Below are 17,395 nucleotides of genomic sequence, written 5' to 3'. Positions count from 1 at the left end.
ACTTCAAACTACAGCTCGGATATGCCATCCACCACCTCCTTTCGTAATTTTTTCCGACAAGCAGATATTATTTGCCGGCAGCCTTATTCAGCTCCTCCCTGGCCGCTTTCTCCGCTAAGATCGCCTTGGTCTCCCTCTCCTCCGTCATTCTCAGCGCTGTAACGCTATCCTTGGATTCCAGGAAAATCAATGGGGCGAACACGCCTTGCGTATTAACAAGGTGGTAAGTTAAACCTGGTGCGCGAGGTGGAGTAGCATCCGCATATTTGCCGTAAAAAACGGATTCGGTGTGCTTGCCCTTCAGCTGCGGTAAATTTTTACCGAACGCTTCTTTCACTGCCTGTGTTTGCAATGATCCGACAACGCCTTCCTTGGACAGCTCAATTTGTGCTTCTTCGCTCAGCAGATAAGATACGACCTGGAAGGCCTGATCCTTCTTCGTCGATTGTTTCGTAATGTACAGCGAGTTAACGTTCGGCTGATATCTTGTATCGGGCAAATCGTTAAAAAATGGAACCGCAGCGATATCGAAATTCAAGTTTTTATTATCTTCGTAGAATTTTACAATTCGATCTACAGAAGCAATGGCCATAGCAATGTTGCCTTTGGAGAAATTTTCAACTGTATCGAATTGGTTGGCCGGAATCTCATAGAAACGACGCAAATTGTCAACCAGCTTCTTCCACCCATCCGTATTCAAAACCGCCTTGTCTTCGGTTGGATGCAAAGGATTCAAGGATAGCTGATTATTGTTCATATAGTGGCCGGGATTTTGCGAATATCCTTTATACGTAATTTCCCCTTCTACGCGGGTCAGCTTCTTGGCCAATTCATATGCCTCATCATAAGTCATGCCGTCCTTCGGGTAATCTACGCCGAATTTGTCAAAGATATCTTTATTATAAAACAGAATAAAATCGCCGATTTGGAACGGAAGTCCATAAATAGCCCCGTCCTGGGTAATGTTCTTCATTCGCTCCATAGCCGGTTTGTTCAGCTTCTCCGTATCGAAGTTATACTTCTTGATCAGCTCCCTCATGTCATACTGAAGATCATTATCGATAATGTATCGATTCAGATTCAATTGAGAGTCGTCCATGATAATATCAGGAATGATCCCGGCTGCAATCAGGTCCTTGTACTGCTTTCCCGGGTTATCCCAATGAATATGCTTAATTTTCAGATCGGGGAACTTCTTTTGGAGCGGTTGAGCAATCTGCTTTTGAAAAATATCTTCTTTAACATAAAAAGCAGGCCAAACCGTGTAAATCAACAATTCATTTTCCGGGGAAACAGGTGCTTCGGACTTTCCAATGGTTGCCGCTTCGTCCGATTTACAGCCTGCAAGCAAAATGGTCATTGCAGCAAAGGCAAACGCGGCTTGTTTCCATGCTTTATTCATTGGACGTACCTCCTTATCGGCTATAAAAGCAAAGCACCCTCTATCATTTCATCAACAATGAGGGTGCTTTTAGAGTTAGTTATTATTTTTTTGCCGCCTTTTCGAGCTCGGTCTTGGCAGCTTTGTTGGTCTCGATAGCTTTCGTAGACTGCTCCTCAATCATCCGGAGCGCCGTAACGGAGTCCTTCGATTCTTTGAAAATAAGGGGCGCGAAAACATTTTGCATCGGAACGTCGTACCATAGCAACCCTGCCGCACGTGCAGCCGGCGGCATCGCCGTTTTGCCGTTAAAGATCGCCTTCGTATTTTTTCCGCGCATTTGCGGCAGGTTTTGACCGAAAGCCTCCTGTACCGCCTTGGATTCCATTGGAACGACGACGCCTTCCCTCGCCAATTCTACCTGATGCTCCTCGGACAGAATGGCAGCCATAGCCTGGAACGCAAGATCCTTCTTCGTCGATTGCTTCGTGATGTACATCGAATATAAATTCGGCTGATATCTCGTATTCGGCGCTTCGCTGAAGGAAGGCACGGAAACGACGTCGAAGTTCAAGTTCTTATTCTGCTCATAAAACGAAACCAGATGGTCCACCGTGGCTACAGCCATGGCAATATTTCCTTTCGATGCAAACACTTCGACTGTATCGAACTGATTGGCTGGAATATCGTAGAACCGGCGCATATTGTCTACGATCTTTTTCCATTCCGGCGTATTCAGGCTGGCTTTGTCTTCCTTCAGGCTGAGCGGTGACAGGGACAGCTGATTGTAGTTCATATAATGTCCCGGATTTTGTGAGTAGCCCTTGTACGTGACCTCCCCCTCCACTCGGGTCAGCTTCTTCGCCAGCTCATAGATCTCATCGTAGGTCATGCCGTCCTTCGGATAGTCTACACCGAACTTGTCGAAGATGTCTTTGTTATAGAACAGCAAGAAATCGTTATTATTATAAGGCAGGCCGTACAGTGTTCCTTCCGGCGTCAGGTTCTTCATTTGGGCTACATGAGCCGGATTTAGCTTGCTCGTATCAAAGTTGTATTTTTTGACCAAATCTCCGATATCGTACTGAAGATCGTTATCAAAAATATACCGCTGTACATTCATCCGGGTGTTATCCAGAATGATGTCCGGAATGGTTCCGGCAGCAATCAGATCCTTATACTCACGGCCCTTATCCCAATGAACATGCTTGATCGTAATATCGGGAAACTTTTTCTTAAGAAATTGCCCGATCTGCTTATCGAAGTTCTCTTCCTTTGCAAAATACGCTGGGTAAACCGTGTAGATAAACAGTTCGTTGGGTGAAGACTTGGGCGTAGTCGGATTATCTTCCACTACAGGTGAGGATGTACAGCCTGCCAAAAGCGCTAGTGACGAAGTAAACAAGATGGTTCTCGATACGGATTTCTTCATGGTTTTTAAGTCCTCCCTGGTTTCATTCCGTTCTAACCGTTTTGCAGCGTCCATAAAGCCAAGTTATCCAGCAGCTTCCAGCCATTATCGGTTGTATTTTCATGCAAGCCGTTATTCAAGAAGAAGAATGAGGTACGCGCCTTTACTTCATAACCATTATCGGCTTTCGAGCCTTTATCGTAATAATAAATGGCCGCTTTGTCTTTATCTCCAGGAGCGGTTGCTATCACTTTGGCCTCCTTGCCTGGAAGACCATAGCCGATCCCGATTTTGGAGTTCGTTTCCTTATAAATATCCACAGTACCCGATAACCCGCCAGCTACTTTATGTTTGCCGTCCACGATGTCGATCGATTTGACATTAAACACATTGGCGTTCTCTTCAATAGACGATAAGCCTAGATAGTACATGCCATGATTTTTGACATAGACAGTTGGAATCGCTACCTCCTTCATAACGCCTTCCTTCAATATTTTGGAATTCGTGGTTTGGCTGAAATACAGCAAATCATAGCCTTTTGTTTCACCAACCGTGAAATCCCGGTCCGCCATATTGGTAACCTTAAATCCAAGCGCTTTCAATCTGTCAGCAACCAGTTGATCCTCCTGGGCGTTTTCCCGGCCTACCATTAGCACCTTTTTGCCGCTTGCGGATACTTCCGGTTTTTCCGGCGCAGGAGTCGCCTCAGGCGCTTTGCTCGGCGCAGGCGCTGCTGTTTCCGCCGGCTTAGGGGCCTCCGCCTTTGCTTCTTCGACATTAGGCTTTTCCTCAGGCGCTTTGGTAGCTGCCGGTGCAGGCGTTGGTGTTTCTGCCGGGGCTTTCGTTTCTTCCGGCTTCGGTGTTTCCGCAGGCGCCTTTTCATCCGGTTTAGGCGGCGCTTCAGGCGCTTTGGTTTCCGCCGGCTTCGGAGTCGCTGGAGCATCCGTCGGCGTAGATTGAGGCGACGGGGTAACAACCCCCTTCAACGGATTGTCGGACGCATTATTTTGAGAAGATCCGCATGCTATGATGGATATCGCCATTAAAGCAATAATGAGCAAGCTAAAAATACGCTTCATTGAATAGATTCCCCCTTTTAATTGTGGCTCGCCTTCCTTTGGGACAAACAAAAACCTCCAGCCTCACTATCATCGATCTTCTGGAGGTTTGTTTATTCAAGTTTCCTATTGAAGCTATGTTATTTGTTCGCTGCCTTCTCCGTCTGAATTCCCTTGGTCGTCTGTTCCTCAACCATCCGAAGCGCAGTAACGGAGTCCTTCGATTCACCGAAGATCAGAGGCTGGAAGACGATGTGTGCAGGAACGTCGATATAAGTCAAGCCGTTAGCGCGGGCCGCAGGCGGCATAGCATTTTTGCTCGCAAAGATCGCTTGCGTATGTTTCCCCTGCATCTGCGGCAGGTTTTTACCGAACGCTTCCTGTACAGCTTTGCTCTCCAACGGACCAATGATGCCTTCTTTGGATAGCTCGGTCTGCATTTCTTCCGAGAGCAGGTAGGAGATTACCTGGAAGGCCATATCCTTCTTCGTCGACTGCTTCGTGATATAAGCGGAATACATATTTGGTTGCGCTTTCGTATTCGGCAAATCGCTGAAGGACGGCATCGAAGCGATATCGAAATTCAAGTTTTTGTTTTGCTCATACCACTGAATGATTTTTTCCGATACATGGACACTCATCGCCATCTTCCCTTTAGGGAAATCGTCTACGGAAGTAAATTGGTTGGCCGGAATTTCATAGAACCGTCTCAAGTTGTCAACCAGGATCTTCCACTCCGGCGTATTCAGCTCCGCCTTATCCTCCGTCAAGCTGAGAGGTGAAGCAGACCGCTGATTATAGGTCATGTACAACCCCGGATGCTGCTGGTAGCCCTTGTATGTATTTTCGCCTTCGACCCGCGTCAGCTTCTTGGCCAGCTCGTAGACTTCATCGTACGTCATCCCGTCTTTAGGATAATCGACGCCGAACTTATCGAAGATATCTTTGTTATAAAACAGCACCAAATCGCTCAATTGGAACGGCAGACCGTATATCTTCCCTTCCGGAGTCACATTCTTCATCTGTGCCATCGCAGCGGGATTCAGCTTGCTCGTATCGAAATTGTACTTTTTGATCAGCTCGGTCATATCGTATTGAAGGTCATTTTTAAGAATGTATCTTTGCAGGTTCATCCGGGCATTGTCGATGATAATATCGGGAATCGTACCTGCAGCGATTAAATCCTTGTATTCTCTTCCTTTATCCCAGTGCACGTGCTTGATCGTGATATCCGGAAACTTCTTCTTTAAGTGTTGGCCGATTTGCTTATCGAACACTTCCTCTTTGGCATAAAAAGCGGGATAGACCGTATAGATGAAAATCTCATTATCCGGCGATTTCGGCGTATTTTTCGATGCCTCCGGTTCTACCGGATTAGCGGGTGAGCTGGTACAGCCGGCTAGCATGGAAACAGCTGAAGCTATGACGAGTGAAGATTTCAGAATCTTGTTCATTCCTCGGTTAAACCTCCTTTTAAATTGGCCCGTTATATCGTTTCAGGACTACCTCTTCTCGCTAAAGCAGTTTGTAAAATAATAGGATCGACCTCCCTTTGTTGATGTCTGGCCGTTGAAGTACGTTCCCCCTGCAAAGATACCGTCAATATGAAAACGCTTTGAAAATTATGGATGAACGGCCGCCGTCAAAAAATGACTTACAGGATGTACTTTTACTTTATTACGAAACCGGATTTCATTCATTGGGGGAGATTTCGTTTTTATAGGTTGTTTGTTGCATCTTTTCCTGAAACGAGGTTCGGCCATTCCTTCATGTAGAACTGGATAATGCATCAATCGGCTTCGCATGGTGAATGGAAAAAGCCTCTTCCCGTTAAGGAGAGGCCTGCTTCCCTATTTGCTTCCCGCAGCCCATTGGACGGCGGCATCGAAAAGCTTCCATCCGTCCTCGGTTTGATTAATTTCTTCCCCGCCGACCAGGTAAAAGTAAACTTGTCTTGCAGGAACCGTTTCGTTCTTAAGCGTTTTCGAGCCCTTCTCGAAAGCACAGACGACTGCCCTTCTCTCATCATCTGACGCAGAAGCAATAACAATGCCGTCCTTTGCCGGAACGACGAAACCGATCTTGCCTTCCGATTGATACACGTTCACAGTCCCCTGCAAGCCCGCTGCCATCGGATGGTCTGCCTTCTTGATCGTTACCGCTTTGCCTGCAAAATCACCTTGATCCACATCCGACTCCTTACCCGACAAATCGATATCGCCCATATTTTGAGCTTCGGCATAGATGACAGGTACCGGAGAGTTCTTCAGCTTATCGCCTACCTTGTTGGAATTTACCGTGGAGCTAACAAAGACTAAAGAATAGTTCAGCGCTTGCTCTGCCGTCAGCTCTTTGTCCGCCGTTACGAATACCTCATATCCAAGCTCTTTCAAGTGCTTGACAACGATAGCATCTCCTCCGCCTTCCTTACCGACGAACAGTGCTTTCTTGGAGGCTGGAGCCTGCGTTGGCGAAGAAGCGGAACAAGCCGTTACAATCATGAAAATTAAAATAACGGATATCATGCCTGCAATGCGTTTCATCCTGCAATCCTCCCATCAGGGGCTACTTTTTCCCTAACGCCCATTTGACTGATGCGTCAAACAGCTTCCACCCTGCTTCTGTCTGGTTGATCTCTTCTCCGTTGAACATGTAGAAGTACACTTCGCGCGCTGCGACCGGATTGCCTTTGGCATTTTTGGCACCCTTTTCATAGGCGAAAATGGTAGACTTCTGATCCTCATTAGGCACCGTAGCTACGACGATAGCTTCTTTGCCGGGAACGGCGTAGCCCATTTTCCCATTGTCCTGATATACATCCACCGTACCCTGCAGGCCTGCAGCCAGCTCATGCTTGCTATCCTTGATCTGTATCGTCTTGGCCGCATTCGCTCCCGTAAGGGCACCGTATCCTTCCGTTTCGGTCATCCCTGTATCGCTGGTGGATTGAGGCTCGGCATAAATCACCGGCACGGGAACATTGACGAATTTATCCTGTATTTTGTTGGAATTGACGGACTCGCTGACATAAATCAACGATTGATCTTTGGTATGATCGACCGTAAGCTCCTTATCGATGACAACTGTAACCTCAAGCCCATGCACTTCCTTCAAGCGCTTAATGGTGATGGCGTCTCCGCCACTGTCTTTTCCGACGAACAGCACTTTGTTACCCGCATTTTTTCCAGTAGTACCGGCAGGTGAGGCATTGCAAGCCATTAAGGTAATTACCATAGCCATAGCTGTGATCATTCCAAATAAACGCTTCATCCAAGGACCTCCTCAAAATTGGGATTGATGAAAACCGATCGAGAAGCCTATCCATCAGGACCGCGTGGAGTTGCCCCACTATTTCGCTCCGTTGGCAGCAGCCCATTCGATGGCCGCATCAAACAGCTTCCAGCCGTTATCCGTCAGCTTCTCTTCCTCTCCGGTAGGCATGGAGAAATACACTTGTCTTGCAGGAACAACCTCGTTATTGATGTTCTTGGAGCCTTTTTCGTATCCAAAAATCATGATCTTCTTATTATCGCCGCTGGCTGGATACTCAGCGATGGTTACGGCATCCTTGCCCGGATGCAGCCCGTAAGAGATTTTTCCATCTTCCTTATAAATGGCGACAGTATCCTTCAAACCGGCTGCCAAAGGATGCTTCTCATTTAGAATATGAATCGTCCTGACTTTCTCTTCTTGACCGAATTTCTGCACCCCGACCAAGCCTGCTTCACTCGCAACCTGGTTTTTGGCAACCACGATAGGAATTGTCGAGCTCTTCAGCTTCGAGTCGATTTTGGAGGAATTAACGGATTCACTCACATATATGACTCCGTAATCCTTGGCCTTCTCCAACGTAAAGTCAGCGTCCACGATGTCCATGACCTGATAGCCCAGTTTTTTCAAGTGGTTGATAAGGAACGGATCGCCTCCTCCTTCTTTTTTCCGGATGAGTAGCACCTTCTTGGCATTAGCCGACGCATTGGCGCTAACCTGTGAGCTTCCGCCTCCCCCCTGTGCAGAGCAGGCCATCAGGGAAGCAGCCATCATCAGTGCAACCAGCATTGCAAGTAACCGTTTCATCTTATGAAACCTCCATTTCATTCAAAAATTGAACCTATTCCACCAAACCGGTTCTTTCTACGCCCTCAATAAACCATCGCTGGGTGAAGGTATATAAGATCATCGGAGGGATGATCATCAGGAAGGTCGTCGCCATTCGTATGGCTTCATCGGTGACGGAAGGCCCATATACCTCCGCCTGCTGTTTTAGTGCCGAGGCAATTCGGGATATGCCCATGGACAGCGGAGCGGTCTCAATATCCGCCAAATACATGCTCGGAAGGTAAAAGTCGTTCCATGTCCAAATGAAGGAAAACAGGAACACTACCAAAATCGCAGGCTTGGCAAGAGGCATCATTACCTTGTAAAAAATTTTGTATACGCTGGCTCCGTCGATCCGTGCCGCTTCCTCCAGCTCCTTGGGCTGGGTGGAGAAAAATTGGCGGTAAATGATGACAAACAAAGCTCCCTTTAAGCCCAGACCGAAAAATGCCGGTACGATGATGGGATAAATCGTATTTAGCAAGCCCAGCTCCCGGGCATAGATGATATTTGGCAAAATGGTTACCTGCATCGGGACAACAAAGGTCAGCAGCAGGAAAAAGAACATCACGTTCTTGAAGGGCACCTTCAATCTGGCAAAAGCATAGCCGGTAACAGCGCACGACATCGTTTGAAATACAGCTACGGAAAGCGCAAGCATCAAGCTGATGCCAAGCGCCTTCGGATACTTCAGCCAGTCCCACGCATCCTGCAGATTCCCGAGATACACGATTCTCGGGAACCAATTGACCGCCGGATCCAGCAGGTCATCTGCATTTTTGACCATCGTAGTGACCATGTGCAGAACAGGCTTCAAATAGATGTACGCCGTATCCAGCAGGATCAAGTAAATGAACACCCGGAACAGCAGACCTTTATCCGCTTCCCTGCCGACGATCCTGTACCGGATATCGGATAAGCGGGTAAGCAGCGCCAGCTCCTGGCCTTTCTTCGTTTTTAGACCGATCACAAGCTTCACCCCTTAGACAGAATAATTTCGGTTTTATGCAGAATCCCTCTGTGACTTGGTCGCCTTGCTGAAAATATAGAAGATAATCGCCAGGAAAAAGCTGATGATGAGGAAATAAATCCAAATCAACGCGCTATACTGACCGTACTCGCTGTCCCTGACTCTAGTCAAAATCGGGTTGGTCGGGAAAGTGAACAAATCAACCACCGTGTAGATCATATTCAAAAAGATAAACGGAGTCATCGCTGGAAGCGTAATTTTCCAGAAGGTCTCCCAAGGTCCTGCGCCATCAATCCTCGCCGCTTCATAAGCCGAGTTCGAAATGGTTTGCCTTCCCCCCAGGAAGATCAGAATTTGGACCCCGGAATACCACAGAATCAATACGAAGGAATCCAGAACGCCGATCAGGGGCCCTGACCAGGTAGCCGACAAGTTGGCTTTAATGAGACCGGATACGTTGTACTTGGACATGAATCCAAGGTCGCCCTCCCCTTGGGTCAGAAACTCCTTGACCACTTCGCCTGTGGACAGGATAACCGGAAGAAAGAAGACGGCGCGGAACAAGGTCCGTCCCGCAAACTTTTGGTTCAATATGATCGCAATCAAGAGAGCGAAGATGACGATAATCGGAATCATAAAGAGCGCTTGCCTTAGAAAAGGCAAAAGCTGGTTATACAGCATATCGCCGTTTTCGAACAGGATGTACCGGTAATGAGTAAGACCGATGAATTGCGTCGTCGTTTTGGTGGCGGTGATCGTCACCTTCTGAAAGCTCATAAATAGAGAGTAGCCCAATGGAAACGCCATGAAGACCAGAAAGCCGAAGAACCATGGGGCAATGAAAATCGATCCCTCTACATATTCGAGCAGGGATGCCCGTAAGCGCAGCTTGGTTTTCATCCTTTATCCCCCCCTCGAATAACGGCAAAGCTTTGTGCAGGCACCACCGTGCTTCCTGCCTGGTAGGAATCCCTGCTGTAGTTGACGATGATACGTTTTCCGTTCGAATAGGTTGTCTCCTTAATGTTAGGAGCCAGCGTTTTGTGATTCACGATGAACTGATTCTGCACATCTCCCAGCGCATCGTTGTACTGCCGGTATTGTTCGACGGCAATTTTCTCCCAATCGGTGAAGTGGGTATTGTAGTACCGGATGCCGTAAGCGTTCACGAACTCCTTGGTCTCCGCCCGGCTAAAGATGAAGGACGGCACCGCCCCGTACTCGATGTCCCTTAAGAAATCGTTGACATCCTCCTGCCGGTTATTCGCATATTCCGACGAGTAAGTGATTAACCCGTGTGCGGCAATCTGGGCAAAAGGAACCGCATCATCCGTAAATAAATCATAGGAATGATCGTAGACCAGATTTTGAATATGATTCACTTCCGGCAGCACGAAAAAGCTGGATTTATTCCCCTTGACGCCTCCCAGCACATCCTTGATGTTTTTCAGGATACGTTCCTGAATGTCTCTGGCTTCATCCCGAGGGGATCCGAACGAAGTATTATAATCGCTGAACAGTCTCTGCCCCAGCCGGTTAACGGCAAGTCCGTCCACTCCGAGCTCCTTGTATTTGCTTAAATCCTTCTTGACCATCTCTTCCACGAATTTGTCACTAACCACCGGTACCCGCGAGTTGTTGTACAATGTATTCACAGTAAGCTTGCGGCCGGCAAGATTGACAACGGCGTTGAATTTTTCCTCAAAGCCCCCGGCCCCTGTGTTGTTCAGGCCGTATTCGGTGTCCAGATACACGGGAAAGCCTTTGCTGTGCGCGTTGTCGATAAGCGATTTCATCCCTCTATCACCGCCGATTCGCTTATCTGCGGGCAGTGACTGACCGAACGAGCTGTAACCGTTCTGCTGCCAGCCCATATACGTAATCGACATATTGCCGACGCCTTTGTCAGATAAGGAATTGATCATTTGATTGACGTCTTCCGTGTTAGTCAGGTTAATATAGCGGTCTGTGAAAACTCCTTTTTCACTGTCGCCTCCAATGACATCGACATGCATCGGAATATTCGTGTTTTTTGCCTCGAAGCGCTGTACCCCTTTGTCTTTCATCAAATACTCGCGATATTTTTGCGCCATTCCCACGTAATCCGTCTGCTGGCGATCCAGAATGTAATAACGAACGACGCGGTCGCTGCCGAACAATTCATTTTTGTTATAATCGACAAATCCCCATTCATCAGGTGAGTTCCGGCTTGTAAACTGTAGGAAGCTTGATCGGAAGTTCATCGTTGTAGTGATCCAGTTGTAATTACTTAAGACACCGGATGGGGCTGCCACAATATTGGCATATTCCTCACCGTCCTGCAGGACCGCCAGAAATCCTTTGGAGCCGGTTTTCATCCCGAATACAGGCATAATGATTTTATTGCGGTTATTGCTTAACCCTGTAAAAGTATTGTCCGGTCCGAATACGCTTTCATCATACAGCTTATTAACATTCAGCTGATTATCCTTGAATCGGATTAAAGCGCCTGCCCCGTCCGGTACAAACATATATCCGTCCTGGCCCGTCGAATATTCGGCGCCCAAGAAAGGAAACAGCCTTACCCAGACAAGACCCATCTTCGATTCCTTGATGCCTTCTCTGACAATTTTCGTCTCGATGTAGTCCTGCTCGATTTTTACTTCGATGGGGATGGTGAAGCCCGTTTCGGGTAATTCATAGGTCAAGGCGAATCCCCCTGGAATCGTCTTGATCTCCTTCACCTTTCCACCTTCTGCCCCCAAATTTGTTTCCTTCGGCTGCAGAATGCTCTTGGAAAAATCAACATACTGGACCATCAGCGGCGAAGCCAGATGCTTCTTCCAGTTCTCCGAAATCTTCTCCTGCGCCCAGAATTCCGGATTCGGGTAGGACCGGTACACATTGCCATTGCGTTTGTCCTCCACCTGGAAATGTCCCGTCGTATCATTCACCTTTAACCGGAGAATATCGGTGTCCGCAATGCTCTTGAAATCACTGTCTTTGGGCAGCTGGGAGGGTGCACCTTTTTGTGCCGGCGCCTGGCTCTCCTGCTGCGGCAGGGCGGCAATCCCCTTTTTCTCCGCACGAAATTCAAATTTCGCATTAGTAACAAAAATCAGGACGGCGGCCAAGATCAGGATCGTCACGATCGCAGTAGATTTATTGATTTTGCTCAGTAGCCCTGTCATCTCAAGATCGCCTCCTGAACCATTTCATAGAATAAGGAAACCAAATCGTTCGTCAAACCGGTTGTTACAAAAATCAGGACCCCGATTACGATCATCGTACACAGCGTCAGAAAAATATTAAGAACACATTCCCCAACCGTGTAGTTATGAACCCACTGAATTTTCCAGAACATCAGCAATCCGATCCATACCACGGTCCCCTCGGCTATAAAGTTATATATCGAGGACTCGGATAAAGTCATCACATTCGATAGGAAGGCCAGAGGGATTCCAATGATAATGTAGGGCACCAGCGCATAAGCACTGCCGATAAAGATATCCCGGAAGCGTCCTTCTCCCCGATAAATAGAGCTGACGAGATAATTGGCGATGATCCATGTAATCCATACAATAAAAAACTGCGTAAAGATCGAGTACACATCAACGCGGGTCGCCATATTAAATGAAAAACTCGTAAAATATTCCTTGAAGACAAGAGCCGCGTACACGCCGAGCAGGATTAGAACAGCCGCTGTATAGTTGCCTTTCCCCTCATAGCGGACCGCTGTGAAGCCATCGACCGGATGCTTCAAGATATACATGGCATGCTTCAGGTTTACAATAAAAGAATTCCGGGATCTGCGTCTGCCGCGCCATTTACTGCGAAGCTTGCTCTTGGCCGTCAGCTTGTCAGTAACGAATATCAGGATAGCACCGAAGAACACGATGCTTGCGATCCAGGAGAAATATTTCTGGAAAAATCTCATTCTGATTTGCCAAAAGGCTTCCGAGTATCCCTCATGGTCGCCCGCTTCCTTAAATAAGTCTCTCGCTTCCTCGAAGCGTTCCTTTTTATAAGCGGCTTTGGCCAACCCTAGAATGGCTGGAGTAAATTGCGCATTCATGCGAAGCACATCCTGCCACGGCTTCTCGCTGGCTTCGTAATATCCGGCAAGGGTTTGCTGATTCGCCTGATTCACCTTTTGCCCGAATTCGGATAAACGGAACATCTGCACGATATTTTCTTGGTCGTCCAGGACGAACAGCTCATTTCTTGAGTTGACGTCAAGCGCTACGGGACTTTTCAAAAGACCGACCTGTGAGGAGCCGACAGCCGAAGGACCTCCCCAGAAATAGAGCAGATTGCCGGAAGCATCATAATGGCTGATATACTTGAACTGCTGGTCGATGACAATCATATTGCCAACCTGGTCGACAGCCACATCCGTTAATTGAGGCGTATTGACGAAGCCTTTGGACGCAGGAAGCATGGCCGCATCCATAGCCCGGTATTCACCGAACGATTTCTGGGAGCTGCGCAGCAGATTCTCGCCCTTGATATTCAGTTTTTTCAGCTGATCCGACTTGACCGTTCCGCCCGTCACCGTATAGATATAACCGTTTTTATCCGTAGCGACACTGTTGATCGTCTCCGGCTTTTTGGCCACCTCGTTAGCATACATTTCCTTCGTGTACAGCCAGCGCTTCATAGCGTCCAACGCAGAAATCACCGTCTTGTTCGCTCCGAAAAAGCCTTGAAATTTCCCCATCGAGTCGAGCAGCACCAAGCCTTCATATCCGCCGTGAACGGCTATGTAGAGAAAGCCGCGCTCATCGACCATGACTTTCGAGGGATCGAAAACGAACGTGTCCGGAATAAATCGGGAATCCGGACGTTTAAATTCCTTTTTCAGCTTGCCGTTCGCGTCCAGGGAGACGACTCTTTTATTGCCTGTGTCGGCAATATAGATATCCCCATCCGCCGTTACGAATACACCTTCCGGCTTGACAAGCGGGCTCTCCGGTACACTGATATAACGAATCAGCTGCCCCTTTTCGTCCATATGCACAACGCGGTTGTTGCCCGTATCGGCAATATAGATTTCGTCCTTCGCATCGATAAAAATATCTTTCGGCGTCTGCATGGTTGATTTGATCTTGGCCCCAGGATTATTAGGATCGGTCACGAACAAATTCTGCCCGATAACTCCAATAGGATAGTACGCCGGTTGAAGCCATATCAGATTCTGATTGTTATCCTTCGTAAACGTGGAATATTTGACGGCCGCCTCCGCTGTTGCGGGAAGCAGCGCGGTACATAAGATGATCAAGGACAGAAGCAGCCTCCACCTATAGCATCTCGCTTTCATGCTCAAACCTCCTTTACCTCATTGTTCGTCTAGACCCTGTTCGTCGGGAATGACCTTCCGATGCAGCCTGACGGGTCCGAGCAACCCATAAGGCCTCACATTGTACTCTGGCGTATAATCGCTGCCTTCCTTCCGGAAGGAGGCCCAGCTGGTTGTCGAAGGGTCGCCCGAAGCCGCATGAAACGGTCCCAGCATGTTGCGCGGACTGCTCATGACCTCGATCTCTACCCGATTCACCCCCGGGGTTAGCAGCGGCGTCAGGTCTAAACGATTAGCGGCTCTCCAAGGGATATGGCCGGCCGTCTCCCCGTTGACCCTTACTTCCACTGTAACAGCTGAATAGTCACCCAGTTCGAGCTCCGTCCTCCATGCCTTGTTATCCTTCCTGATATCCACATCAAAGTGGTAGATCATACTGCCGCAGTAATGGTAATAGCCTTGTGCACACCAGTCTCCCAAAGTCAGAACTTCGGGCTCCGAGGTGATTCTGCGTTCCTTGTCGACCCCGAAATCACCGGCTACATAGATATCTTCAACCTCCATCCGCAGGTGATACTTACAGGAGAGGATGAGTTCATTGCTTCCTAGTTTCAAGCCTGGCAGGAGCACCTTGTCGAAGGAGCGATCCAGAAACCATCCGCTTGGATCCGGGTTTACCTTCTTCCCGTTGAGACTTATGTCGTAATACTCGGCGGATTCAACAATCAGGAACACATCCCCTACGGGTAATTCAGAGACATCAAAGGCAAACTTGAACTCAACCGGGACTCCATTCATTGGATGGTTTTCGTAAATCCACTTGTAACGCTGTTCAATTCCGTTCCCGTACACCTGCTTCATGCCAAGTGTTTCCCGAACAGCCCTCTGGGCTTTCCAAACATCAACAGCCTCCGACCAGCCAGCGTCTCCCATACGGTACGAGCATCTATCCAAGGTCAGTATGTTCGGCAGGGTGCGAGAAAACGCGTGCGGAGTATCAAGCTCCACAGTGACTTCTTCTTTAGGCTCAACCTTATCCGGTATGGCTTGCAGTATCTTTTCTTCAGACCGGTGTTCGTTACAAGAGAACACGTAAAGCTTGGAATCCGCAGGGCCAAAGCAGGCTTCGAAGCTTATGCGGCTTTCATTTACCTGAATGGGAGCAACAGCCTTCTTCACCCCGGTAAGAGCACACCATTCCTCAACCGTTCCGTTTCCTTCCAGGGTGACTGTCACATGATGGGAGTGGTCACGATCATTATTCACGATAAACAAGACCTGGCCTTCCCCGTCGAACAGCTCACGCAGCATATACAGCATTTCAGGCGCCTCTTCCGACTGCTTGTTGATGATGCTCACTCTTCTTGGGGCTATTCTCTCCAGCGCTTCCACCGTTTCTCGAATATCCTGAACAATGCTCATGTTTTCGTGACGGTAGAGGTTAGTCAGCCTATCTGTTGCCTGCCGCCCTTCGATCATGAACGGAGGCGGTCCTGCAGCTATTATGTTTCCGCCTGCATTCAAGAAATCGGCCAGCAATTGAAACGTGCTCTCCAGCATCGTCCGGATGGGAGGAATGACGACGATGCTGTATTCCGCCAAATTCACGGCAAGCTTGTTCTCCATGAGCTTCCCGGTTTCAGCCATAATGATTTCGTCTCCGATATCAAAATCATAATGGGCTTTAAGCAAGCCGCCGAGAAACTCGTTGAACTCATGCCCATAATGGTTGACGGCGGAAACATCCTTATCCTTCCCCCTTGCCAGAAACCCGTATGGTCCCGTACCGACCATACTCCATGCTGTGGATGAAGGATGCAGCACCAGGATATCGCGAACTGGTCTCCCCTCGGTCAGCACAGCGGATAAACGGGCAAAATAATCTTCTACTACGTGGTTGTACTTCCACCAGGATGTATTGTAGTTAAAGACCGGCGGGTAGTCCCTTTTTCTGCATCCTTTGATCGAGTACAGCGCCAAATGCTGCGACCGGACGTTGACCCCGAGTACATATTGAAAATCACCGATCCATTTCTGCCCTTCGAAGGTAAACCCCCATCCGGTACAGCCATAGGTCTCCGTTAAGACATACTTACGTCCGTATTGGTTGGCGACGCTGGTGCATTGCTTGACTGTGATATATTCCTTTGTCTGCTCGTTCAGCATATCGATTCCTGGTACTTGTTGAAACCGGTAGTTCGGCATCACCGCTCCGCATACCCGGGTAGCGGTTCCCATGTTGTTCTCCCATAAATAATGGCCGGTGAAGGCAATGCCATGATCCCCACACCATTCTCCGAGCTGCTTCGAGTAGGATTCGCTGAATCTTTCGGTCAATGTCCTCCAATAATCATGACGGGCTTGAGCGGAATAGTCCCCGTCGAAGTACATATAGGGAATGAGGTCCATCAGATCGTACCCGCGCCGTTCCTGAAAAAACTCAGGGAACGACCAGCTCCATGGGAGCCATCCCCGCCCTTCCGTAAATTTGCAATGACGGTCATGCACGCTCGGCTCATCAGTGAACACTCCACGAATGGTTGTGCCGAAGTGATCTCCTACTTCCCGTTTGTAGGCTTCGTAAGTGATATCCAGGAAACAGCGAACCGTGTCCGGATTCAGATGATCCGGCGGCGCTTCGTTATTGAACCACTCGCTTCGCTCGGATATTTCTACACGGAATACAAGAAGCACTTCATCTTCCCTCAGGTCATACGGCTCATCCAAGCGCAGTTTTGTACAGTGGAGCAACTGCCTCTCGTCGATGACTGCCTGGAAAAGAGCAACCGCATCGGCATAGTTACCGTTATCGTTAGGTGCCCCCTTCCGCACCACTTCCATCGTGAGCCCTTTGGCGCGGAAAGCGTCACCGCCTCTCGCCTGAACGAGGCCTCCGGCGAACCCGGAGGGCCAACGGTCTTCATCGTACAACCAGACCTGCATGCCGAGCTCGGCTGCAGTATCGACCGTTCGGCGCACACAATCCATCCATGCCGGCCCCATATATTCGGTTTCCAAGCCGTCGCGGGAATGGATGAAGAAGCCGCCCATTCCCTGTTCCTTCATTTGGCTGACTTGGCGCGCAAGCTCCTCTGCATCCAAATCGTCGTTCCAGGCCCAGAAAGGGGCCGATCTATGCTCGACAGACGGTTGATCAAATTGTTGTCGTAATCTTCCCAGTGCGTTCATCGCAAAGGAC

General features: G+C 48.7%; 12 protein-coding genes. All 12 read right to left on the bottom strand.

Going from position 1 to position 17,395, the window contains the following annotated elements:
* Positions 1 to 67: 67 nt before the first annotated feature.
* Positions 68 to 1,402, bottom strand: a complete 1,335-nt coding sequence (locus GGC63_RS06755) for an ABC transporter substrate-binding protein (protein ID WP_192701637.1) — start codon at positions 1,400 to 1,402, stop codon at positions 68 to 70.
* Between the two features lie 82 nt (positions 1,403 to 1,484).
* Positions 1,485 to 2,813 (bottom strand): ABC transporter substrate-binding protein, encoded by a 1,329-nt coding sequence (locus GGC63_RS06750; RefSeq protein ID WP_192701636.1) that lies wholly within the window; start codon positions 2,811 to 2,813, stop codon positions 1,485 to 1,487.
* A 32-nt stretch (positions 2,814 to 2,845) separates the two neighbouring features.
* Positions 2,846 to 3,871 carry a hypothetical protein gene (locus GGC63_RS06745; protein WP_192701635.1) on the bottom strand — a complete coding sequence of 342 codons (1,026 nt, stop codon included), beginning with the start codon at positions 3,869 to 3,871 and terminating at the stop codon, positions 2,846 to 2,848.
* A gap of 119 nt (positions 3,872 to 3,990) precedes the next feature.
* Entirely contained in the window at positions 3,991 to 5,304 is a 1,314-nt protein-coding gene (locus tag GGC63_RS06740) for an ABC transporter substrate-binding protein (RefSeq protein ID WP_192701634.1), read from the bottom strand.
* A 396-nt stretch (positions 5,305 to 5,700) separates the two neighbouring features.
* Positions 5,701 to 6,393: a hypothetical protein gene (locus GGC63_RS06735; protein ID WP_192701633.1), complete on the bottom strand. Its 693-nt coding sequence runs from the start codon at positions 6,391 to 6,393 to the stop codon at positions 5,701 to 5,703.
* A gap of 22 nt (positions 6,394 to 6,415) precedes the next feature.
* Positions 6,416 to 7,120, bottom strand: coding sequence for a hypothetical protein (locus tag GGC63_RS06730; RefSeq protein WP_192701632.1), 705 nt, complete (start codon positions 7,118 to 7,120; stop codon positions 6,416 to 6,418).
* 78 nt (positions 7,121 to 7,198) lie between these two features.
* Positions 7,199 to 7,927 carry a hypothetical protein gene (locus GGC63_RS06725; protein ID WP_192701631.1) on the bottom strand — a complete coding sequence of 243 codons (729 nt, stop codon included), beginning with the start codon at positions 7,925 to 7,927 and terminating at the stop codon, positions 7,199 to 7,201.
* A gap of 34 nt (positions 7,928 to 7,961) precedes the next feature.
* Entirely contained in the window at positions 7,962 to 8,918 is a 957-nt protein-coding gene (locus tag GGC63_RS06720; protein WP_412973852.1) for a carbohydrate ABC transporter permease, read from the bottom strand.
* A gap of 33 nt (positions 8,919 to 8,951) precedes the next feature.
* Positions 8,952 to 9,818 (bottom strand): carbohydrate ABC transporter permease, encoded by an 867-nt coding sequence (locus tag GGC63_RS06715; protein ID WP_192701630.1) that lies wholly within the window; start codon positions 9,816 to 9,818, stop codon positions 8,952 to 8,954.
* Complete coding sequence (locus GGC63_RS06710; protein ID WP_192701629.1) at positions 9,815 to 12,088, bottom strand: DUF5696 domain-containing protein; 2,274 nt, start codon at positions 12,086 to 12,088, stop codon at positions 9,815 to 9,817. The genes GGC63_RS06715 and GGC63_RS06710 overlap by 4 nt, the downstream gene beginning before the upstream one ends.
* The gene (locus GGC63_RS06705; protein ID WP_192701628.1) at positions 12,085 to 14,217 is read right to left on the bottom strand and encodes a YIP1 family protein; all 2,133 of its coding nucleotides are present in this window, start codon (positions 14,215 to 14,217) and stop codon (positions 12,085 to 12,087) included. The genes GGC63_RS06710 and GGC63_RS06705 overlap by 4 nt, the downstream gene beginning before the upstream one ends.
* A gap of 18 nt (positions 14,218 to 14,235) precedes the next feature.
* Positions 14,236 to 17,385 (bottom strand): glycosyl hydrolase, encoded by a 3,150-nt coding sequence (locus GGC63_RS06700; RefSeq protein WP_192701627.1) that lies wholly within the window; start codon positions 17,383 to 17,385, stop codon positions 14,236 to 14,238.
* Positions 17,386 to 17,395: the final 10 nt, after the last annotated feature.

The sequence above is a fragment of the Paenibacillus sp. OAS669 genome (assembly GCF_014873645.1).
Taxonomy (GTDB): Bacteria; Bacillota; Bacilli; order Paenibacillales; family NBRC-103111; genus Paenibacillus_S; species Paenibacillus_S vulneris.
The sequence above is the reverse complement of the archived record's forward strand: the minus strand, read 5'-3'. Positions and strand labels throughout refer to the sequence as shown.